20 protein-coding genes and 1 tRNA gene are annotated in these 19,754 nt (G+C 65.1%); 6 read left to right on the top strand and 15 right to left on the bottom strand.

Annotation, left to right across the window (positions count from 1 at the left end):
• Window positions 1-79: 79 nt before the first annotated feature.
• The 5 genes from ACFVYC_RS18825 to gcvH form a co-directional block, all read right to left on the bottom strand.
• Window positions 80-673, bottom strand: a complete 594-nt coding sequence (locus tag ACFVYC_RS18825) for a MerR family transcriptional regulator (RefSeq protein ID WP_387553208.1) — start codon at window positions 671-673, stop codon at window positions 80-82.
• A 236-nt stretch (window positions 674-909) separates the two neighbouring features.
• Window positions 910-1,413, bottom strand: coding sequence for a bifunctional nuclease family protein (locus ACFVYC_RS18820; RefSeq protein WP_102977293.1), 504 nt, complete (start codon window positions 1,411-1,413; stop codon window positions 910-912).
• On the bottom strand, window positions 1,413-2,129 hold the full coding sequence (locus ACFVYC_RS18815; protein ID WP_387553106.1) for a MerR family transcriptional regulator: 717 nt from the start codon (window positions 2,127-2,129) through the stop codon (window positions 1,413-1,415). Before ACFVYC_RS18815 ends, ACFVYC_RS18820 begins: the two co-directional genes overlap by 1 nt.
• A 23-nt stretch (window positions 2,130-2,152) precedes the next feature.
• Window positions 2,153-2,629 carry an FHA domain-containing protein gene (locus tag ACFVYC_RS18810; protein ID WP_387553104.1) on the bottom strand — a complete coding sequence of 159 codons (477 nt, stop codon included), beginning with the start codon at window positions 2,627-2,629 and terminating at the stop codon, window positions 2,153-2,155.
• 155 nt (window positions 2,630-2,784) lie between these two features.
• Window positions 2,785-3,171, bottom strand: a complete 387-nt coding sequence (gene gcvH, locus ACFVYC_RS18805) for a glycine cleavage system protein GcvH (protein ID WP_387553102.1) — start codon at window positions 3,169-3,171, stop codon at window positions 2,785-2,787.
• A 161-nt stretch (window positions 3,172-3,332) separates the two neighbouring features.
• Between gcvH and ACFVYC_RS18800 the strand changes: the two genes are divergently transcribed.
• On the top strand, window positions 3,333-4,202 hold the full coding sequence (locus ACFVYC_RS18800; protein WP_387553100.1) for an Fpg/Nei family DNA glycosylase: 870 nt from the start codon (window positions 3,333-3,335) through the stop codon (window positions 4,200-4,202).
• Window positions 4,203-4,376: 174 nt separating this feature from the next.
• On the opposite strand, the gene ACFVYC_RS18795 is transcribed toward ACFVYC_RS18800, so the two are convergent.
• From ACFVYC_RS18795 to ACFVYC_RS18750, 10 genes are all read right to left on the bottom strand, one after another.
• Window positions 4,377-4,453: transfer RNA gene (locus ACFVYC_RS18795), tRNA-Pro, on the bottom strand.
• A 159-nt stretch (window positions 4,454-4,612) separates the two neighbouring features.
• Window positions 4,613-6,163: a ribosome biogenesis GTPase Der gene (gene der, locus ACFVYC_RS18790; RefSeq protein WP_387553098.1), complete on the bottom strand. Its 1,551-nt coding sequence runs from the start codon at window positions 6,161-6,163 to the stop codon at window positions 4,613-4,615.
• Window positions 6,164-6,173: 10 nt separating this feature from the next.
• Window positions 6,174-6,854, bottom strand: a complete 681-nt coding sequence (locus ACFVYC_RS18785) for a lysophospholipid acyltransferase family protein (RefSeq protein WP_387553206.1) — start codon at window positions 6,852-6,854, stop codon at window positions 6,174-6,176.
• Between the two features lie 46 nt (window positions 6,855-6,900).
• Window positions 6,901-7,614: a (d)CMP kinase gene (gene cmk, locus ACFVYC_RS18780; protein ID WP_387553096.1), complete on the bottom strand. Its 714-nt coding sequence runs from the start codon at window positions 7,612-7,614 to the stop codon at window positions 6,901-6,903.
• The gene (locus tag ACFVYC_RS18775; RefSeq protein ID WP_387553094.1) at window positions 7,614-8,723 is read right to left on the bottom strand and encodes a prephenate dehydrogenase; all 1,110 of its coding nucleotides are present in this window, start codon (window positions 8,721-8,723) and stop codon (window positions 7,614-7,616) included. The genes cmk and ACFVYC_RS18775 overlap by 1 nt, the downstream gene beginning before the upstream one ends.
• A gap of 3 nt (window positions 8,724-8,726) precedes the next feature.
• Window positions 8,727-9,932: a pseudouridine synthase gene (locus ACFVYC_RS18770; protein WP_387553092.1), complete on the bottom strand. Its 1,206-nt coding sequence runs from the start codon at window positions 9,930-9,932 to the stop codon at window positions 8,727-8,729.
• 113 nt (window positions 9,933-10,045) lie between these two features.
• A complete protein-coding gene (locus ACFVYC_RS18765; RefSeq protein ID WP_387553090.1) occupies window positions 10,046-10,708 on the bottom strand; it encodes an SMC-Scp complex subunit ScpB in 663 nt (220 codons plus the stop codon).
• On the bottom strand, window positions 10,705-11,517 hold the full coding sequence (locus ACFVYC_RS18760) for a segregation and condensation protein A (RefSeq protein ID WP_387553088.1): 813 nt from the start codon (window positions 11,515-11,517) through the stop codon (window positions 10,705-10,707). Before ACFVYC_RS18760 ends, ACFVYC_RS18765 begins: the two co-directional genes overlap by 4 nt.
• Window positions 11,518-11,524: 7 nt before the next feature.
• Window positions 11,525-12,424: a ParA family protein gene (locus ACFVYC_RS18755; RefSeq protein WP_387553086.1), complete on the bottom strand. Its 900-nt coding sequence runs from the start codon at window positions 12,422-12,424 to the stop codon at window positions 11,525-11,527.
• A gap of 232 nt (window positions 12,425-12,656) precedes the next feature.
• Window positions 12,657-14,003, bottom strand: a complete 1,347-nt coding sequence (locus ACFVYC_RS18750) for a cation:dicarboxylate symporter family transporter (RefSeq protein WP_387553084.1) — start codon at window positions 14,001-14,003, stop codon at window positions 12,657-12,659.
• Window positions 14,004-14,141: 138 nt separating this feature from the next.
• On the opposite strand from ACFVYC_RS18750, the gene ACFVYC_RS18745 reads away from it, so the two are divergent.
• From ACFVYC_RS18745 to prpB, 5 genes are all read left to right on the top strand, one after another.
• A complete protein-coding gene (locus ACFVYC_RS18745; protein ID WP_387553083.1) occupies window positions 14,142-15,776 on the top strand; it encodes an ATP-binding protein in 1,635 nt (544 codons plus the stop codon).
• Window positions 15,773-16,486 carry a response regulator gene (locus ACFVYC_RS18740; protein WP_387553081.1) on the top strand — a complete coding sequence of 238 codons (714 nt, stop codon included), beginning with the start codon at window positions 15,773-15,775 and terminating at the stop codon, window positions 16,484-16,486. Before ACFVYC_RS18745 ends, ACFVYC_RS18740 begins: the two co-directional genes overlap by 4 nt.
• A 152-nt stretch (window positions 16,487-16,638) precedes the next feature.
• Window positions 16,639-17,280: a GntR family transcriptional regulator gene (locus ACFVYC_RS18735; protein WP_387553079.1), complete on the top strand. Its 642-nt coding sequence runs from the start codon at window positions 16,639-16,641 to the stop codon at window positions 17,278-17,280.
• 8 nt (window positions 17,281-17,288) lie between these two features.
• Window positions 17,289-18,809, top strand: a complete 1,521-nt coding sequence (locus ACFVYC_RS18730) for an MmgE/PrpD family protein (protein WP_387553077.1) — start codon at window positions 17,289-17,291, stop codon at window positions 18,807-18,809.
• The gene (gene prpB / locus ACFVYC_RS18725) at window positions 18,809-19,711 is read left to right on the top strand and encodes a methylisocitrate lyase (RefSeq protein ID WP_387553075.1); all 903 of its coding nucleotides are present in this window, start codon (window positions 18,809-18,811) and stop codon (window positions 19,709-19,711) included. Before ACFVYC_RS18730 ends, prpB begins: the two co-directional genes overlap by 1 nt.
• Window positions 19,712-19,754: the final 43 nt, after the last annotated feature.

Raw genomic sequence — 19,754 nt, 5'->3', positions numbered from 1 at the left:
ACAGCTTCGTCAACAGCAGAGGCCGCCCTCCTTGGGGAGAGCGGCCTCTGGTGTTGATATGGAATTCTGTGTTGGAGGGTCAGCTGATTTTGCGCGCTGCCCGCCGCTTGCTTAGTTCGTCGTCCGGAAAGGACTGTTCGGCTGCATGCTCGCTGGGAAGCGACGCCAGGCTGCCTTCCACCTCACGCCAGACGCGGCCGACGGCGATGCCGAACACACCCTGGCCGCCCTGAACCAGGTCAATGACTTCGTCCGCCGACGTGCACTCGTAGACGCTGGCGCCGTCGCTCATCAGCGTGATCTGGGCCAGGTCCTCCACCCCACGTTCGCGCAGGTGTTCCACGGCGCTGCGGATCTGCTGCAGGGATACGCCGGTGTCCAGCAGGCGCTTGACGACTTTGAGGACAAGGATGTCGCGGAAGCCGTAGAGGCGCTGCGATCCCGAACCGGCGGCGCCGCGGACGGCAGGTTCCACAAGTCCGGTGCGTGCCCAGTAATCCAGTTGGCGGTACGTGATGCCGGCTGCCTTGCAGGCAGTGGGGCCCCGATATCCGGCATCTTCGTCCAGGACCGGGAGGTCTTCGGTGAACAGGAGGCCCTGGGCACCGCTTGCGGGCACAGCAACATTGGCCGTGGGCTGTTTCAGCCCGCCTGCTTCGCCTTTGGGACTCACCTGGATCCTCCTTGTCATAAGCTCCGCGGGAATAACTGCAGCAGCCTCAACAGGAATGAAGATCATGCCTGTAATTTCCGCGGGGCGCACCTTCCAGTGTGACTTGCGCGGCTGCCGTAAGCAATGGGAACTCGATACTTAGACGTTAGGCCCGCGGAGACCCAAGGTCAAAGACGTTGGGCCCTTGGAAGAGGCGTGTCGAAACTTTCGACCTCGGCTTTAACCTTAACGTGACCTTAGCCGTCGAAATCTTCGGGTTCCACGTCGTCCAGGAACTCCCGGAAGCGGCGCAACTCACGTTCTTCATCGACGGTGGGACCGGGCTCCGCGTCCTCACCCTCGTCGTGTTCGGTGATCCGCACTCCGGCTTCATCCATCACCGAATCCGCGCACCAGATCCGGCACTTGGCACGAAGGGCGACGGCGAGGGCGTCGGAGGCGCGCGAACTGACGGTGGTGCCGTTTTCGAACTGGAGCTGGCCGTAGAAGATGTTGTCCTCCACCGCCACGATGTTCACGCTGACCACAGAATGGCCGAGCGACTCCACCACGTCCACCAGGAGGTCGTGCGTCATGGGCCTGGGCGGAACCACGCCCTGCTGGGCAAGGGCGATGGCGCTGGCCTCAGGGGTGCCGATCCAGATGGGCACGTGCCGTTCCCCGTGCATCTCGCGCAAGAGGACCAGCGGCTGGTTGGAAGGCAGTTCGATCCGAACGCCAACGATCTCGACTTCAATCATCAGATGTCCATGCGTGAGATGTGATCCTGCACCAGGGCGCGGTGCAGGGTGAGGCAGAGGTCACTGATTTCGCGGGCAGCCTCAGCCGCCCGCGCCTGGGATGCGGCGTCCTTGCGGGAAGCAAGGGGCGCCACGGCGCGTTCCACCAGTCCAAACTCCCTTTCGGCAGCTGCCTGGAAGGGCCGGAGGTGTCGGGGCTCGAGCCCGTGGCTTTCCAACTGCACGCACGCACGGGCCACCTGGAGGGCGTGCTCGTCAAACTGGCCGTTGGAGTGGCTGATCAGGCCGAAGCTCAGGAGCGCCTGGAGCAGGGGAACGCTGGCACCCGACTCCGTTCGGAGCTGCTCCTCGGTGAGCTTCCGCCCCCGGTTCTGCAGTTCGGCCGCCAGTTCGTCCGAAACGATCCGCGGGGACACCACGACGCCGGGGGGCAGGTTTTCGGGGCGCTCTCCCCTGTCGATGGCGTCAAGGTAGTCCTTGATGACCTTCAGCGGAAGGTACTGGTCCCGCTGCAAAGCCAGGACAAAACGCAGCCGCTCCACATCGCCGTCGGAATACTGCCGGTAGCCCGCCGGGGTGCGGCGGGGGTTGATCAGGCCCTTTTCCTCAAGGAACCTGATTTTTGACGCTGTCATGCCAGGGAAGTCGCCGCTGAGCTGAGCGAGGACTTCGCCGATGTTCAGGACCTGCGGTCCCCGGCGTTCCGGTTGTGCCATTGCCACAGGCAGCGGTCCCCGGATCAGCCGCGGCCTGCAGCGCTGGCAGGGCTCAGGTAGAAGGTGAGGCGGAACTTGCCGATCTGGACTTCACTGCCGGACTTGAGCTCCACGCTGTCCACGCGGTCGTGGTTAACGTAGGTGCCGTTCAGGCTGTTCTTGTCCACCACCTCGAAGCTCCGCGTTGTGCGCCGGAACTCGACGTGACGGCGGGAAACCGTGACGTCGTCCAGGAAGATGTCAGCGTCGGGATGGCGGCCGGCGGTGGTGACGTCCGAGTCAAGCAGGAAGCGGGCCCCGGCGTTGGGGCCACTGTGCGCAACCAGCAGCGCGGACCCGGCCGGCAGTGCCTCTACAGAGCTGCGCTCATCGGATGAGAGCTTGGGGGTAATCGTGGGCTCATCGCGGACCGGGGTGAGATGGATCGAGGTGGTCTCCGACGCCTTGGCCGCACCATTGCCGTATTCCCCATCGGCAGGGTTGTTTGTGTGGCCAGCCATGGATTCCTCCTCTTTCGCTGCAGCTCTCACGCCTGCAATCAACATTTGCCGTCCGGGCCTGCCTCGCAGGCCCGGCACCGGCTTCCGATCCGGCCGCTGACGTGCGAAGACGTGTTGTCTGCGCAGCTGGCCGAACCGGATCTACCGGTTAGCTTTTAGCCTACCTGTTGTTCGTACTCGGATGCACTGAGCAACGACTCAACGGCGTCCGCCTCGGCGAGTTTGACTTCAATGAGCCAGCCGTCGCCGTAGGGATCGGTGTTGATCAGTGCCGAATCCGTGTCGAGGGACTCGTTGCGGGCCACTACCTCACCGGTGACAGGCGCATAAATGTCACTGACGCTCTTGGTGGATTCAACTTCGCCCACAACTTCGTTCGCCGTAATCTTGGTGCCCACTTCCGGCATCTGGGCGTAAACGACATCGCCCAGCGCGTCCTGGGCGAAGTCGGTGATGCCCACCCGCACCACACCGTCGGCATTGGGAGCGGAAACCCACTCGTGTTCGGCGGTGTAGGACAGGTCTTCGGGAATGTTGCTCATCAGGGGCCTTTCATGGGGCGAACACCAAGGTCAAGGGGCCCAAACGGGCCGCCGCTGAAAGTATAGGCACAACTGCCGGACCGTTCGCCGGGGATTCTGACAAGATGGGACCCATGAGCGCACGCACCCTTCCGGAACGCCGGGAAGCCGCGGGGTAAGCCATGCCCGAACTTCCCGAGGTGGCAGGCCTGGCTGAATTCCTTGACGAGCATCTGCGGGGAACCTCGCTGACCAAAATACAGATTGTCTCCTTCGCCGTCCTCAAAACCGCCGATCCGCCCTTCAACGCGCTGGAAGGCAGGACGGTGACGGGAGTGCGGCGCTTCGGCAAGTTCGTCAGCATCGACACCGGTGGAATCTCGCTGGTCTTCCACCTCGCCAGGGCGGGCTGGGTACGCTTCACAGACTCCCCCACCGATGCCCAGCTGCGAATGGGCAAGGGCCACATCGCGGCGCGCTTTGCCTTCACCGGTTCCGACGGGCCGCGCGGCATCGACCTCACGGAGGCCGGTACCAAAAAGAGCCTCGCCGTTTACGTGGTGCGGGACCCCCAGGACGTGGCGGGCATCGCCACACTCGGGCCGGATCCATTCACCGAGGCGTTCGACGCCGACATGCTGGCCGAGATCCTTGCCGGCAGTTCCCAGCAGATCAAGGGTCTCTTGAGGAGCCAGAGCGTAATTGCCGGCATCGGCAATGCATACAGTGACGAGATCCTGCACGCCGCCAGGATTTCCCCGTTCGCCACCGCCAAGTCCCTTGACCGCGAATCGGTGCAGGTCCTCTACGATTCCATCCACAGCGTGCTCGGTACGGCACTGGCCGAGGCCCGCGGCAAACCACCCAAGGACCTGAAGGACGTCAAGCGCAGCCACATGCGCGTCCACGCCCGGACCGGCGAGCCGTGCCCGGTGTGCGGGGACACCGTGCGGGAAGTTTCCTTTGCCGATACTGCACTGCAGTACTGCCCGACATGCCAGACGAAGGGCAAGATCCTTGCCGACCGCAGGACGTCAAAGTTCCTCAAGTGATGGAGCGTTCCCCGATTCCTTGCAACAAGTGATGGAGCGTTCCCCGATTCCTTGCAACAAGTGATGGAGCGTTCCCCGATTCCTTGCAGCAAGTGATGGAGCGTTCCGCCCCTGAACCGGAAAAGGGCAACAAAAAAGTGGAAGCACCGGATTTCTCCAGTGCTTCCACTTCTATGGTCGGGCTGACAGGATTTGAACCTGCGACCCCTTGACCCCCAGTCAAGTGCGCTACCAAGCTGCGCTACAGCCCGTTAGTTCCGCCGTTCTCCGCTGTGCTTTATCCTCGGGCTAACCCGGGGATTTCCACCAGCAGTCCGGCCGAACCACCTAGAAGAGCTTACACGATTCCGGAGGGTGCAAGTGACACTTTCCGGCTTTCGGTGCTCCGCGTGTCGCCGAGATCACGGCGCTTAGCGCTTCTTGCCGCGCTTTTCCCGCACCCGCATGTTGACCTCGATGGGGGTGCCCTCGAAGCCGAAGGTTTCCCGCAGCCGTCGGGTGATGAAGCGCCGGTAACCGGGGTCCAGGAAACCGGTGGTGAACAGCACAAACTTCGGCGGCCTGCTGGAGGCCTGGGTCCCGAAGAGGATGCGCGGCTGCTTGCCGCCACGGACGGGGTGCGGGTGTGCGGCGACGAGCTCGCCGAGGAAGGCGTTCAGGCGGCCGGTGGCAATGCGCTTGTCCCAGTTTTCCAATGCCAGGTCCAGGGCAGGGACCAGGCGGTCTTTGTGCCACCCGGTCTTGGCCGAGATGTTCACGCGGGGCGCCCACTCCACATGGGCGAGGTCCTGCTCAATTTCACGTTCGAGGTAGCGCCGGCGTTCGTCGTCGAGCAGGTCCCACTTGTTGAAGGCGAGCACCATTGCGCGGCCCGATTCAATGGCGAGCTGCAGGATCCTGACGTCCTGCTCGCTGAGGACCTCGTCCACGGCGAGAAGCACGACGGCGACCTCCGCCTTCTCGAGCGCGGCCTGCGTACGCAGGGAGGCATAGTAGTCCGCGCCCTGCGCCATGTGCTGGCGGCGACGGATTCCTGCCGTGTCCACAAACCGCCAGGTGCGGCCGCCGAGTTCGATGAACTCGTCGACGGGGTCACGGGTGGTGCCGGCGGTGTTGTCCACCACCACGCGCTCGGTACCTGCGAGCTTGTTCAGCAGTGACGACTTGCCCACGTTGGGCCGGCCGATCAGCGCGATGCGGCGGGGTCCGCCGGAGCGTTCCAGCCCTTCAATGGTGGAGAACTCGGGAAGGGTATCCATGACATGGTCAAGAAGATCGGCCACGCCGCGGCCGTGCAGTGCCGAGACGGGGTAGGGCTCGCCGAAGCCGAGCCCCCAAAGCGCGGCGGAGTCTGCCTCCTGGGCGAAGTCATCCACCTTGTTGGCCACCATGATGACGGGCTTCTTGCTGCGGCGCAGCATTTTCATCACGCCTTCGTCAGTGGCGGTGGCGCCAACCGCCGAATCAACGACGAAGAGGACTGCGTCCGCGAGCTCAACGGCCATTTCTGCCTGCTCGGCCACGCGGGCGTGGATGCCGCGGGCGTCGTGTTCCCAGCCCCCGGTGTCCACCAGGGTGAAGTTCCGGCCGTTCCAGTTGGCCGAGTACATCACGCGGTCACGGGTTACACCCGGGGTGTCTTCCACCACTGCTTCACGGCGGCCGAGGATTCGGTTGACCAGGGTGGACTTGCCCACGTTGGGGCGTCCGATAATCGCCAGGACGGGATCGAGCTTGACCGGGCCGTCATAGTCCTCGTCGTCGTACCCGCCGCTGAGCAGCGCGGCGTCGTCCTCGTCAAGTTCGTAGTCCTCCAGGCCCGCCCGGAGTGACGCGGCACGGAGCTCGGCCTCGTCGTCGTCAATTGCTGCCAGCCGCTCCGCCACCTGGTCGGTGCCCGAGGGGATGTATTCGTCGTCGCCGGCGCCGGAGTGGCCGGAAGTTTGGGTTGTGTCGCTCATTGCATTGTCCTTAGTGGTCATCTGCCGGCGTCCCGGCTACTGCTGTGAAGTCTTTGGAAAAATCTGCATCCGGCAAGGGCTGCCCCGTGAGCTGAATGGAATCCTGCACGTGCCCTGACAATGCGGCACGGATCTCCAGCGCCGCCCTGTCCATTGAAGCACGGCCGCTTTCGCCTGCCCTGCGGGTCAGGGTCAGCGCATTGCCGAAGCGGACGTGGAACCGCCTGCCCGGCCGCGGCACTGAATCCAGGTGCTCGTCCCCCTTCCGGGTGCCCAGGATGGCTACCGGCACTACCGGCGCTCCGGAATTCAGCGCCAGCCACGCCACGCCGCCGTTGATATCCGCGGCGGCCCCGCTCCCCCTCGTGCCTTCGGGAAGAATCCCGACGCAACGGCCGGCGTCGAGCACATCCTTGCAGCGCTGAAGCGCCGCGCGGTCGCCCGAACGGTCAACGGGCAGCTGCCCGGATGCGGTAAGCACCCTGCCCAGGAAACCCTTGAACATCTCCTGTTTCACCAGGATGTGCATTGGCCGCGGTGACGCACCAAACATCACCGGCCCGTCCAGGAAGCTGATGTGGTTGCCGGCAAAGATCACCGGACCGCCGGTGGGAACATTGTCGCGGCCGGAGACGGAGGTCCGGTAGACCAGGTGGTCCAGGATCCAGCCAACGGGCCTGCTCCAGGCCATGGTCCAGCCGGACGGGATGTCCGGCCGGAACGTGCCCGCGGTTGGCTCAGTCACGGTTGAGGACCTTGGTCACAATCACGAGTGCTGCGGCAACGGTCTGGCCGAAGTCCAGGTCAGAAGAATCGAGGGTGACCACGCCGGAAGCGGCCTGGGTGAAGTTGACTACCGTGGAGTCTTTGGCGTCGCGGTGGGTCACCTGTGCGGCCAGTTGCTCGGCGTTCTGGGTGCCGCCGAGCTGGATTCCGCGCCGGCGCAGCCGTGCTTCCTCGCTGGCGGTAAGCAGCATCCGCACTTCAGCCCCGGGCGCGACGACGGTGGTGATGTCCCTGCCTTCCACCACCATCCGGCGGTGGTGCTTGTCGATTAATTCGCGCTGGCGGCGGATGAGCTCAGTCCGCGCTCCAAGGGTGGTGGCCACGGCACTGACTGCTGAGGAGATGGCAGGTTCACGGATGGCGTCCGTGACGTCGGCCCCGTCCACGCGGACGTATTCCTCCTGTGGGCTGGTACTGAGGTCCAGAACCAGGTCCCGGGACGCCTGCTCCACCGCCGCACCGTCCTCCAGGTCAATGCCCTTGGTGACGCAGAACCAGGTAAGTGCACGGTACATCGCGCCGGTGTCCAGGTAGGCAAGGCGAAGCCTGCGGGCTACTTCCTTGCTGACGCTGGACTTGCCGGACCCTGACGGTCCGTCGATGGCGACCACCAACGGCCTGCCGACGCGGAGCGCGGGCAGGGTGTCAAGAAGTTCTTGTGTCATTACTGGAGTACCCGCCATCCGCGGTCGTTGAGTGCTTCGATCAGGTGGTCATGCTTGTTCGGCAACACGGAGATTTCCACCATACCCACGTTTTGGCCCGACGAGTGGTCCAGGCGCAGGTCCTCCAGGTTCACGCCGATCTCGCCGATCTCCGTCAGGAGCCGGGCGATCTGGCCTGGCTTGTCGTCCACCAGGACGGTAAGCCACGAATAGGCTTGGGGAGGCCCGCCGTGCTTGCCCGGAATCCGGGCCTGCCCGGCGTTGCCTTCGCTCATCAGCTGTGCGAGGTCAAGCCTGGCGCCCGGGGCTGTCGGCTCTTCCAGCGTGCCGATCAGGCGGTTGAGGTCCTCCCGCACACCGTAAAGGATCTCCACCACCTTCGCAGCGTTCCCGCCCAGGATCTGGACCCAGAGTGACGGATCACTGGCAGCGATCCGGGTGACGTCCCGCAGTCCGTTGCCCGCGAGGGACAACGCGTGCAGCGGTGTCCCCTGCAGCCGGCTGGCCAAAAGCGAGGACATGACCTGGGGCAGGTGCGATACCAGGGCCACCGCTTCGTCGTGCTCGTCGGCGGTGAACTGGGAAACCACCGCTCCCAAATCCGTGGCCAGCGACCGCGCCGTCTGGAGGGCTGCGCCGGAGGTTTCCTCCGCCGGGCACACCACCCAGGGCATGGAAGTGAAAAGCTCCCCGCGCGCTGCGACCGGCCCGGACTTTTCCCGCCCGGCCATGGGGTGTGTGCCCACGTAGCGGGAGAGGTCCACGCCGCGGCTGCGAAGCTCCGAAAGGATTTCTGCCTTGACACTGGCGATGTCCACCACCACAGAGTGCGGGTAGTCGGCCAGCGCCTTTGCCACCACATCTGCCGTGACATCCGGCGGGGCAGCCACCACCACCAGCTGCGGTGCGGCGCCGGCAAGCCCTGCCAGGGGCTGGCCTGCGCCGATGTCCACCGCAACGGCCTGGTTGGTGGGCGAAGGGTCAGAGAGGAAAACCGGCACTCCGCGGCCACGCAGGCCCAGCCCGATGCTGGCGCCCAGCAGCCCCGTGCCGATAACCACCACCGGCCCGTCCAGGTGCCCGCGGCCCTGGCTGTGGAAAGCGGCCATGCCTCAGAGCCCTACGGATGCCAGCAGGTGGCCGACTTCCTGCTTGCCGAGGTTGCGGATGCTCCCCTGGCGCTGGTCACCCAGCCCGATGGGACCCACCTTGACGCGGACCAGCCGCAGGACCGGGAATCCGACGGCGTCGAACAGGCGGCGGACGATCCGATTCTTGCCGGAGTGCAGCACAACCTCGATCAGGACGTGGCCCGGAGTGGAGTCCACCAGCCGGAACGAATCCACGGACGCAAAGCCGTCCTCCAGTTCCACGCCCTCCTTGAGCTGGGCACCAATTCCCTGCGGGAAGGGGCCACGGACCTGTACCAGGTACGTCTTGGGCACCTCGTAGGAGGGGTGCGTCAGGCGGTTGGCAAGTTCGCCGTCATTGGTCAGCAGCAGCAGGCCCTCGGTGGCGACGTCGAGCCGTCCCACATGGAACAGCCGTTCGCCCTGCTGGTGGCGAAGGAAGTCGCTGATGCAGGGGCGGCCCTCGGGATCCTCCATGGTGGAAACAACACCCTTGGGCTTGTTGAACACCATGTACACCAGGTTCTCGTCCAACTGGATCCGGAGACCGTCAACGTGGACAACGGCGGTCTTCGGGTCGATGCGGACGCCGAGCTCGGTGACTACCTGGCCGTCCACTTCCACGCGGCCCTCGGCAATCATCTCCTCACAGACACGGCGTGACGCTACACCGGCAGAGGCCATGACCTTCTGCAGGCGGACGCCGTCTGCATCATGCAGTTCGGACTGGGGAACCTCGCCGCGCGGGCCCCTCTTGCGTGAAGGCCTGCGGACCGGACCCAGGTTCTGGCCGAAGCGTTCGCTGCCGAAAGCCTTGGAAGCTGCGGCTCCGGGGCGGCCGGTCCGTGGTTTTGGCTTGAGGGCCCCCGGCGTTCCGGGAGCTTTCTTGGCGCCGGGCTTGCGGGCGGCAGGCTTCCGCGAAGACGGCTTGGCCGCCTTGGGATCTGTTGCACCCCGGCCTGGCGGGGCACCTGCGGCCTCGTCCGGATCGACGAAGCGCTCCTCGCGCGGCTTGGGTGCGCGGTGCGAACGTTCGCTGCCGAACCCGCCGCCGCGTTTGGCGGCTCCCCCGCGGAACCCGCCGCCGGAATTGCCACCCTCGGAGGTGTTGCGTTGTGATGTGTTACGTTCCGTACCGCTACGTCCCGAACCTTTACGTGGTGAACCCTGGCGTCCCGCCTGTGTCATGACCCGTCCTTCGATATATCGACCGCTAGGTGTCCAAAGACAACCCTAGCCAGCCGTGCAGAAATAATCTGCCCTTATAAGTACTCGTGCGTGCAGCCGGGGTGGTGCCCTGGCTACATTCCTTCGGCGTCGTAGAACTCTGCGATGCCATCCAGCCCCGGGAGGTGCGGGGACAGCTGCGGCAGCTCAGCCACCGAGCTGATTCCCATCCGCTCCAGAAAATATGACGTGGTCCGGTAGAGGATGGCTCCGGACTCGGGATCCGTTCCCGAGTCCTCGATCAGTCCGCGCTGGGCGAGCGTCCGTACGACGGAGTCAACGTTGACTCCCCTGATTGCGGACACCCTGGCCCTGGAGACCGGCTGGCGGTACGCGATGACCGCGAGGGTTTCCAAAGCGGCCTGGGTAAGCCTGGCCGTTTGGCCCTCCAGCACATATTTGCCCACGATGTGGGCAAACTCGGTACGGGAGTAGATCCGCCAGCCTCCGGCGATCTTCCGCAATTCAAAACCCCGGGGGCTGGAGCCAAAACCAGTTCCACTGGCTTGATCCATATCCGGGGCTTTAACAGTATAGCCGCTATACTCCCGCTGAAGTTCTGCGAGCAGGGCACCGACGGCCGCAACCGGAAGTTCGAGTCCGGCCGCCAGCTCTTCCTCCGAGGCGGGCTGGTCTATGACCATCAGTACTGCCTCCAGGGCGGCTTTGGCCCCGCCGGGAAGGCTTTCCACGCCCGGCTCCGCCCCGGCGGTACTTTCCGTTGCCCGTTCAGTCACAGCTGCTCCTCAAATTCTTCGCTCAGGTTTTCCGCCGACCAGTCCCCGTTCCCGGCAGTCCAATGGACGGCCAGGACCCCCAGCGGCGACAGCTGGTCGAAGGAAACGGCCCTGTCGCGGAACAACTCGAGGAGGGCAAGGAACCTGGCGACCACTACCAGGGTGGACTCGGCGTCGGCGATCAGGGCCCGGAAGGTCAGTGGTGATTCACGCTGGAGCCGCAGGCCCATCGCTTCTGCCTGCTCCTTCACACTGACAGTGCCGCCATGCAGATGCGTCAAGCCAACCTCTGTTGGCTTGGGGGCCTTGGGCTGCAGGGCGGCTTCGGCCAGCCGGGCAAACTGTTGCGGGGTGTGCTTCCAAACGAGCTCCGGAAGCATGGCGGCGAAGTGTTCCTCCAGCGCCACCTGGCGGGGAAAGCGCATGGCCTCTTCGTGCAGGGTCTCCCCCAGGAGGCCCGCCACGTGCTTGAAGGCCTTGTACTGGAGCAGCCTTGCGAAAAGCAGGTCCCTGGCTTCCAGCAGGGCGATGTCTTCATCGTTCTCGACTTCCCCGGCAGGAAGGAGCCGGGCAGCCTTGAGGTCCAGCAGCGTTGCCGCTATGACCAGGAACTCGCTGGCTTCATCCAGGGCCCACTCCTCGCCCAGCTTCTGCAGGTTCCGGATGTACTTGATGAATTCATCGGTCACCGTGGCGATGGCGACCTCGGTAATGTCCAGCTGGTGCTTTGCAATCAGTCCGAGCAGGAGGTCGAAGGGACCTGTGAAATTGGCCAGCCGCACCTCGAAGCCGGGCCTGGATTCGGCCACGGCGTAGCTAGGGTGCGCCGCCGCGCGAAATCAGTTCCTTGGCCAGCCGGCGGTAGGCGTCGGCACCCACGTGGTTGCCGGCGTAACTGGTGATTGGCTCAGCGGCAACGGTGGCGTCGGCAAACTTGATGGAGCGCTTGATGACGGTTTCGAAGACCTTGTCGCCGAAGGCCTCCACCAGGCGGGTTATGACTTCGCGGCTGTGCAGCGTCCGGGCGTCGTACATCGTGGCCAGCACACCGTCCACCTGCAGTCGCGGGTTGAGCCTGTCCTGGACTTTGTCGATGGTCTCCACCAGCAGCGCCACTGCGCGGAGGGCGAAGAACTCGCAGATGAGCGGGATGATGACACCGTGCGCAGCAGTGAGGGCGTTGACGGTCAGGAGCCCCAGAGACGGCTGGCAGTCGATGAGGACGACGTCGTAATCGTCTTCCACCTTCTTGAGGGCGCGGTCAAGGACCTGCTCGCGGGCAACCTCGTTGACCAGCTGGACCTCCGCGGCGGAGAGGTCGATATTCGCGGGCAGGAGGTCCACGTTTTCGACGCCGGTCTGGTGGATGGCGTCCCGGATGTCCACCTTGCGGTCCATCAGCACGTTATAGACCGTGAGGTCGAGTTCGTGCGGATTCACGCCCAGGCCGGCGGAAAGGGCACCCTGGGGGTCGAAGTCGACCAGGAGCACCCGGCGGCCATACTCGGCCAGCGCTGCTGCCAGGTTGATGGTGGAGGTGGTCTTGCCGACGCCGCCCTTTTGGTTGACCATGGCGATGACGCGGGCCGGACCGTGGGAGGCCAGGGGCGCGGGTTCCGGGAACTCGCGGTAGGGGCGCCCCGTGGGTCCCATCACCGCGTCTTCCAGGTCGAATTCCGTGCCCTCCAGAGTTGCTGAACCCTGTTCGCTGCTCACGTATCTATCCACACTTTCGATGACGTTGATTTCCTGCCGCTGGCTGGCCAGCAACGCTCCTTCTTCTCCCCAAGGCTACAGCGCCCGACACGGTATTGGAGGCAACTTGACTTTCCGCGAATGTTGAGCCTTGACCCTCTAGCTGAGGTCGAAGGTTGCCTTTTCCCGGCAGGCAAAATGCCCCCGCAGCGAAGGCTGCGGGGGCATTTTGTATGTCCGGAGGCGCTGGGGTTTAAGCGTTCACCGGAACCGGACGTGCCTCGGCTTCGGTGACGGCAGGCCCTGCATGGCCGGCAATCATTGTCTGCTCATCGAAGGGCAGTTCGCCGGAGAGGACCTGGTCCACCTGGCCGCCGTCGATTTCTTTGACCCAGGTGCCGATCAGGATGGTGGCTACGGCGTTGCCGGTGAAGTTGGTCAGTGCGCGGGCCTCGGACATGAACCGGTCGATGCCGACGATCATCCCCACGCCGCCCAGCAGTTCGGGCTTGTGGGCCTGCAGGCCGGCAGCAAGGGTGGCCAGGCCGGCGCCGGTAACGCCGGCAGCGCCCTTGGAGGCAATGATCATGAAGACCAGCAGGGAGACCTGGGCGCCGAGGTCCAGCGGGGTCCCCATGGCGTTGGCGACGAACAGGGAAGCCATGGTCAGGTAGATGGCGGTGCCGTCGAGGTTGAAGGAGTAGCCGGTGGGTACCGTGACGCCTACTACGGGCTTGGAGACGCCGAGGTGTTCCATCTTGGCGATCAGGCGGGGCAGGGCCGCCTCGGAGGAGGAGGTCGAGAAGATGAGCAGGTATTCGCGGCCCAGGTACTTCATCAGCTTGAAGATGTTGACCCCGGTGACCACCTTAAGCAGGCCGCCCAGGATGATCACAATGAACAGGGCACACGTGATGTAGAAGGCCGCCATCAGGGTGAACATGCTGACGATGGCCTGGAAGCCGGTGGCTCCCACGACGGCGGCGATGGCACCGAAGGCTCCCACGGGGGCAAGCCACATGATCATGATGAGGATGCGGAACACCAGGACCTGGCCGTGGCCGATGGCCTTGAGGATCGGAGTGCCCTGCGGGCCCATCTTCTGCAGCGCGAAGCCAACGAGGATAGCGGCAAACAGCGTCGGCAGGACCGGGATGTCACCGGGGATGATGCCCAGCAGGAAGTCCACGGTGCTGTCCGTGGCAGCCTTCTTGGTGGGATCGTACGGCGTCAGCTTCAGGCCTTCACCCGGGTGGATCAGGTTGCCCACCACGAGGCCGATCGCGAGCGCGAACGTGGACATCACCACGAAGTAGCCCAGCGCCAGGCCGCCCACCTTGCCCACCGTAGCGGCTTTGGCGATGGAGCCGATGCCCAGGACGATGGTGCAGAAGATCACCGGAGCGATCATCATCTTGATGAGCTTGATGAACCCGTCGCCAAGCGGCTTGAGGGATTTACCCACCTCGGGGAACATCAGGCCAATCACCGCGCCGAGGATAACAGCAGCGATAACGGCGATGTAGAGGTAATGCGATTTGTCGATGCCCTTGCGCCGCGTCTTCACGGTGTCAAGCGACTCTCCTCGTTGAGAAGCCATGATGTGTCTCCTTTGGATAATCTGATAGACGCTGCGGCACAGTCTCTGGGCTCGACACGTCCTCCGGTGTGATATCCATCATTGAGCACGTGGTGACCCAGCTCACCGTTGCGTTCATATTGGTCGTGGGAGGTACAGATGATCCACCGCTGGAGTATCGCCCGACGGCTCTTCGTGGCAAACCTGCTGATCGTGGTGACGTTTATCGCCATAGTTGGATCGGCCACTTACGTGGACGCCCGGGACCGCACCTACGACGAAGCCGGGCAGCGGATGGCGGGAATCGCGGCTTCCATCGCCGCCAGCCCGTTGGTGCTGGAAGCCGCCGCTTCCCGGGACCCCTCCCCCGCCCTTCAGCCCTATGCCAAGGAAGTCATGGCCGGGACCGACGTCGACTTCATCACCATCATGGCCCCGGACCGGACGCGGTGGACGCATCCCCGGGACGAGGAACTCGGGCGGCCCTACATCGGGTCCATTGACGCCGCGCTCCGGGGTGAGGAAATTACCGAGGTGGTGGCAGGAACCCTCGGGCCGTCGGTGCGGACCATCGTTCCGGTCAAGGACAGCGCGGGAGCAGTAAAGGCGATGGTTGCCGTTGGCGTCACGGTGCGGACGGTTGATGTTGCCTTCGCCGGGCGCCTGCCCGCACTCCTGGCCATTGGCCTTGCCCTGCTGGTGGGAGGATCGCTGGCGTCCTGGCTGCTTGGCCGGTACCTCCGCGGCGTCACGCGCGGTTGGGGGCCGGAGCAGCTGGCGCAACTGTTTGCATACTACGAGTCGGTGCTGCATTCCGTACGCGAGGGGCTGATCCTCATCGATACAAAAGGCCGAGTGGTGATGTACAACGACCAGGCGGCCGAGCTGCTGGGCCTGGACGGGCCCGGCAGCAAAGACCCCACCCGGCCGCCGTCGCTGGCCGACCTGCCGCTTGAGGAAGGGCTGCGGACCCTGTTCGAGTCGGGGCGGAGCGCCAAGGACGAGATCATCCTCACCGGTTCCCGCATCCTGGTGGTCAATCAGGGACCCGCCAAGGGGCCCGAGTCTCCGGGCAACCGCGGCAAAACCCCCGTGTACGGTACTGTGGCCACCCTGCGGGACCGCACTGAAATCGAAGCACTCGGCAGCGAGCTGGAGACCATGCGTACCCTCTCTGATGCCCTCCGTGCCCAAACGCACGAGCACGCCAACCGGCTGCACACCCTGGTTTCCCTGCTGGAACTGGGCCGCACCCAGGAAGCCCTGTCCTTCGCAACGAAGGATCTGGAGCTCAGCCAGCAGCTGACGGATGACATGCTCAGTTCCGTGGACGAACCGGTTCTTGGAGCCCTGGTGATGGGCAAGGTGGCGGAAGCCCACGAACGCGGCGTGCATTTGGAGGTGGCTGCATTCGGCTCAGCAAGTGTGGCCGGGATTGCCGTCCAGGACCTGGTGACCATCCTTGGTAACCTGCTGGACAACGCCATGGATGCTGCTGCGGACGGCCCGCCGCCGCGGCGGGTGGAACTCACGGTGGAGTCCGATGAGGAAGGACTGGATATCACCGTGCACGATTCCGGCCCGGGTATTGACCAGGCCACCGCAGAGAACATTCTCCGGCACGGGTTCAGCACCAAGCCGGCCGGCCCGGGCGGCCGGGGCATCGGGCTCGCGCTGGTGCGGCAAGCTGTCCAGCGCCTGGGCGGCAGCCTGACAATCAACGGTCGGCGCGGCGCCAAGTTCGAAGTGTTCCTCCCGGCAGCGGTGCCAGCACAGAAGGAGCACAATCAGTGAGCAACATCCGGGTCCTCGTCGTTGAGGACGAGGCCATCGCAGCCGCCGCGCACGCAGCATACGTGGGGCGGCTGCCGGGCTTCGAGCTCGCCGGCACCGCACCGGACGGCCAGTCCGCCTTGCGCCTGCTCAGCGAGTTCACTGCCGCGGGCAACCCGGTGGAGCTCGTCCTGCTGGACATGAACCTGCCCGACCTCCACGGCCTGGACATCGCGCGCCGGATGAGGTCGGCAGGAATACTGGCGGACATCATCGCCATCACGGCCGTCCGCGAGCTGGCCATCGTCCGCAGCGCGGTTGCCATTGGCGTGGTGCAGTACCTGATCAAGCCGTTCACCTACGCCACGTTCGCGGACAAGCTGGCCAGCTACCAGCAGTTCCGGCAGCAGCTGGCCGGCCCGCCAGGGGGCTCAGGGAAAGCGGGAGCATCCCAGACCGACGTTGACCAGGCGTTCGCCAGCCTGCGGGCGCCGTCCGAGCTGCCACTGCCCAAGGGCCTCTCGGTATCCACCCTGGCGTCCGTCCAGGAGTACATGAAGCTGCAGCAGGGCGCCGTCTCCGCCACTGAGGTTATGGATGCCCTGGGCATGTCCCGCGTCACCGCGCGCCGCTACCTGGAGTACCTGGCGGATGCGGGAACGGTGTCCAGGACGGCGCGTTACGGCACGCCCGGCCGGCCGGAGAACGAATACCGGTGGAACGGCCGCTGAGGCTTTCCGCAGGCTTTATCGGGCTCAACCACCGGGCCGGGAAACCAACCTTTGTATACATAGGCCACCGTCTGAAGCCGTATTTTGCGAACAAAGTCCCATTTAGGCGCTTCCCTGTATACACTGAGGCAATGCCGTTGAAGGGACAGCCAGTGCGAGCCAGCGACCGTGCCTACGCCGCGCTCCGCGATGACATCGTGCAGTGGCGGCTGCAGCCGGGCGCCCTGCTTGCCGAAGTGGAACAGGCCGAACGCCTGGGCGTCTCGCGCACGCCGCTCCGGGAGGCGCTGGGGCGCCTCACTGCAGAAGGATTGACGACGGCGGCAGGCGGCCGCGGCGTCGTCGTCACCGGTATCTCGCTGGAGGACATCGACGAGCTGTTCGAACTCCGGGAAACGCTGGAAGGCAAGGCTGCCGCCCTGGCTGCAGAACGGGGTGACCGGGAAACGTTCCGCAAGCTCGAGGCCGAGTTCCGGGCAGCGCCCTCGCTCATCGCCGGAACCGCTGCAGACCTTCAGGACTATTACCTGCTGGTGGACCGGCTGGACACCGCCGTTGACGCCGCCATCTCCAATTCCTACCTTGCCCAGGCCATGCGCGGCCTCCGGGTGCACCTGGTCCGCATCCGCCGCCTTGCAGCCGACGACGCTGCCCGGCTCACGGCGGCGGCGGCCGAACATGCCGCCATCGCGGAAGCCATCGCCATCGGCAACGCCCGCCTGGCGCAGGCCGCCACCACCGTCCACCTGCACCGCAGCCTGTCCCACATCAAAGCAACCCATCCATCCCGCTAAGGAGCACCATGGTCAAGGAACACCACGTCCGCGTCTACAAAAGCGAAGAAAACCTGCCCCGCGAGGACCAACTGGCCCACAAAATCGCCCGCGTTGCCGCAGACCCCGTGGAGGTACCCGCCGAGGTCACGGACATGGTGATCAACCGGGTGATCGACAACGCTTCGGTGGCCATTGCCTCGCTGAACCGGGCGCCGATCGTGGCAGCCAGGGCGCAGGCACTGACCCATGGCCCCAGCTCCGGTGGAAAGGGCGCAAAAGTCTTTGGGATCGGCGAGCGCGTCTCTCCCGAATGGGCAGCGTGGGCCAATGGCGTGGCGGTGCGTGAGCTGGACTACCACGACACGTTCCTGGCTGCGGACTACTCCCACCCGGGGGACAACATTCCGCCGATCCTTGCTGTGGGCCAGCACGTGGGCTCCAGCGGGGCGGACCTGGTCAGGGCCATCGCCACCGGTTATGAGATCCAGGTGAACCTGGTCAAGGCCATCTGCCTGCACAAGCACAAGATCGACCACGTGGCGCACCTGGGCCCTGCCGCCGCGGCGGGGATCGGCACGCTCCTGGGGCTCGACGTCGAAACCATCTTCCAGTCCGTGGGGCAGGCACTGCACACCACCACCGCCACGCGGCAGTCGCGCAAGGGCGAGATCTCCACCTGGAAGGCGCACGCCCCGGCCTTCGCGGGAAAGATGGCCGTGGAAGCGGCTGACCGTGCCATGCGCGGCCAGACCTCGCCCGTGCCGATCTACGAAGGCGAGGACGGGGTGATCGCCTGGATGCTGGACGGCCCCGACGCCTCCTACCTGGTGCCGCTGCCCGAAGCCGGCGAAGCCAAGCGCGCCATCCTGGACACCTACACCAAGGAGCATTCCGCCGAGTACCAGGCGCAGGCCTGGATCGATTTGGCCCGCAAGCTCCACCGCGAACACCCCGAAGCGACGGACCCGGCCAACGTGTTGTCCGTCCTGATCAGGACAAGCCACCACACGCACAACGTCATCGGGTCCGGGGCCAACGATCCCCAGAAGTACAGCCCCAGCGCTTCCCGGGAAACCCTTGACCATTCCATCCCCTACATCTTCACTGTCGCGCTGCAGGACGGGGCCTGGCACCATGTGGAGTCCTACTCCCCCGCCCGCGCGGCAAGGCCGGACACTGTGGAGCTGTGGCAGAAGGTCAGCACCGAGGAAGATCCGGAATGGACCCGCCGCTACCACTCGCTGGACATCGCCGAGAAGGCCTTCGGAGGTTCGGTGGAGATCACCCTCACCGACGGAACCGTCATCGCCGATGAAATCGCCGTCGCTGACGCCCACCCGCTGGGTGCCCGCCCCTTCGGCCGCGGGCAGTACATCAATAAGTTCCGCACGCTCGCCGCCGGCCTCGTGGAGGAGGCCGAGATCGAGAGGTTCCTTGCCGCCGTCGAACGCCTCCCCGAACTCGCCGCCGGCGAGCTGGACCAGCTGAACATCAGCGCCGCCCCCGGCGTGATCGACCTCGGGGCCGCACCTAAGGGACTTTTCTGATGCTGTATTCGAAAGTCACGCCCGAGCAGAAGCGCCTCCGCTTCCGGGAACTCCTGGCCTCCGGCACCATCGCCCAGTTCCCCGGCGCCTTCAATCCGCTCTCGGCCCGGCTGATCGAGGAGAAGGGCTTCGCCGGGGTCTACATCTCCGGCGCGGTCCTCGCCAACGACCTTGGCCTGCCGGACATTGGCTTGACCACCCTCACCGAGGTAGCCACCCGGGCCGGGCAGATCGCCCGGATGACCGACCTGCCCGCCATCGTGGACGCCGATACCGGCTTCGGTGAACCGATGAACGTGGCCCGCACGGTCCAGGAACTCGAAAATGCGGGCCTCGCCGGCCTGCACATCGAGGACCAGTTCAACCCCAAGCGCTGCGGCCACCTCGACGGTAAAAACGTGGTGGACCTGGAGACGGCTACCAAGCGGATCCGTGCCGCCGCCGACGCACGCCGCGACTCCAACTTCCTGATCATGGCCCGTACTGACATCCGTGCGGTGGACGGGCTGGAGGCCGCGCAGGACCGTGCCCGGGCGCTGGTGGAGGCAGGAGCGGACGCTATCTTCCCGGAGGCCATGAAGGACCTTGGCGAGTTCCAGGCCATCCGCGAAGCCGTGGACGTTCCCATCCTGGCCAACATGACGGAGTTTGGTAAGAGCGACCTGTTCACCGTGGACCAGCTCCAGGGCGTCGGCGTGAACATGGTGATTTATCCTGTCACGCTTCTCCGTAGTGCCATGGGTGCCGCCGAGCGTACGCTGGAATCGATCAGGGCTGAGGGCACGCAGCAGGCGCAGGTGGGCAACATGCTGACCCGCGCACGGCTATACGATCTTGTTGACTATGAAGGCTACAACCGCTTCGACAGCGGAGTGTTCAATTTCCGGATCCCCGGGGAATAGGGAAACCGCGCCGGCTCCGGCCGGCACAGGCGACAGGAACGAA

It is taken from the genome of Pseudarthrobacter sp. NPDC058329, assembly GCF_042879835.1.
Lineage (GTDB): Bacteria > Actinomycetota > Actinomycetes > Actinomycetales > Micrococcaceae > Arthrobacter.
This window is presented reverse-complemented; position numbering and strand designations above follow the sequence as displayed.

Coding starts and splice junctions, on each gene's coding strand:
- ACFVYC_RS18820 (WP_102977293.1), bottom strand. CDS start 1,413: ATGATTGAAGTCGAGATCGTTGGCGTTCGGATCGAACTGCCTTCCAAC.
- ACFVYC_RS18815 (WP_387553106.1), bottom strand. CDS start 2,129: ATGGCACAACCGGAACGCCGGGGACCGCAGGTCCTGAACATCGGCGAA.
- ACFVYC_RS18810 (WP_387553104.1), bottom strand. CDS start 2,629: ATGGCTGGCCACACAAACAACCCTGCCGATGGGGAATACGGCAATGGT.
- gcvH (WP_387553102.1), bottom strand. CDS start 3,171: ATGAGCAACATTCCCGAAGACCTGTCCTACACCGCCGAACACGAGTGG.
- ACFVYC_RS18800 (WP_387553100.1), top strand. CDS start 3,333: ATGCCCGAACTTCCCGAGGTGGCAGGCCTGGCTGAATTCCTTGACGAG.
- der (WP_387553098.1), bottom strand. CDS start 6,163: ATGAGCGACACAACCCAAACTTCCGGCCACTCCGGCGCCGGCGACGAC.
- ACFVYC_RS18785 (WP_387553206.1), bottom strand. CDS start 6,854: ATGGCCTGGAGCAGGCCCGTTGGCTGGATCCTGGACCACCTGGTCTAC.
- cmk (WP_387553096.1), bottom strand. CDS start 7,614: ATGACACAAGAACTTCTTGACACCCTGCCCGCGCTCCGCGTCGGCAGG.
- ACFVYC_RS18775 (WP_387553094.1), bottom strand. CDS start 8,723: ATGGCCGCTTTCCACAGCCAGGGCCGCGGGCACCTGGACGGGCCGGTG.
- ACFVYC_RS18770 (WP_387553092.1), bottom strand. CDS start 9,932: ATGACACAGGCGGGACGCCAGGGTTCACCACGTAAAGGTTCGGGACGT.
- ACFVYC_RS18750 (WP_387553084.1), bottom strand. CDS start 14,003: ATGGCTTCTCAACGAGGAGAGTCGCTTGACACCGTGAAGACGCGGCGC.
- ACFVYC_RS18745 (WP_387553083.1), top strand. CDS start 14,142: ATGATCCACCGCTGGAGTATCGCCCGACGGCTCTTCGTGGCAAACCTG.
- ACFVYC_RS18730 (WP_387553077.1), top strand. CDS start 17,289: ATGGTCAAGGAACACCACGTCCGCGTCTACAAAAGCGAAGAAAACCTG.
- prpB (WP_387553075.1), top strand. CDS start 18,809: ATGCTGTATTCGAAAGTCACGCCCGAGCAGAAGCGCCTCCGCTTCCGG.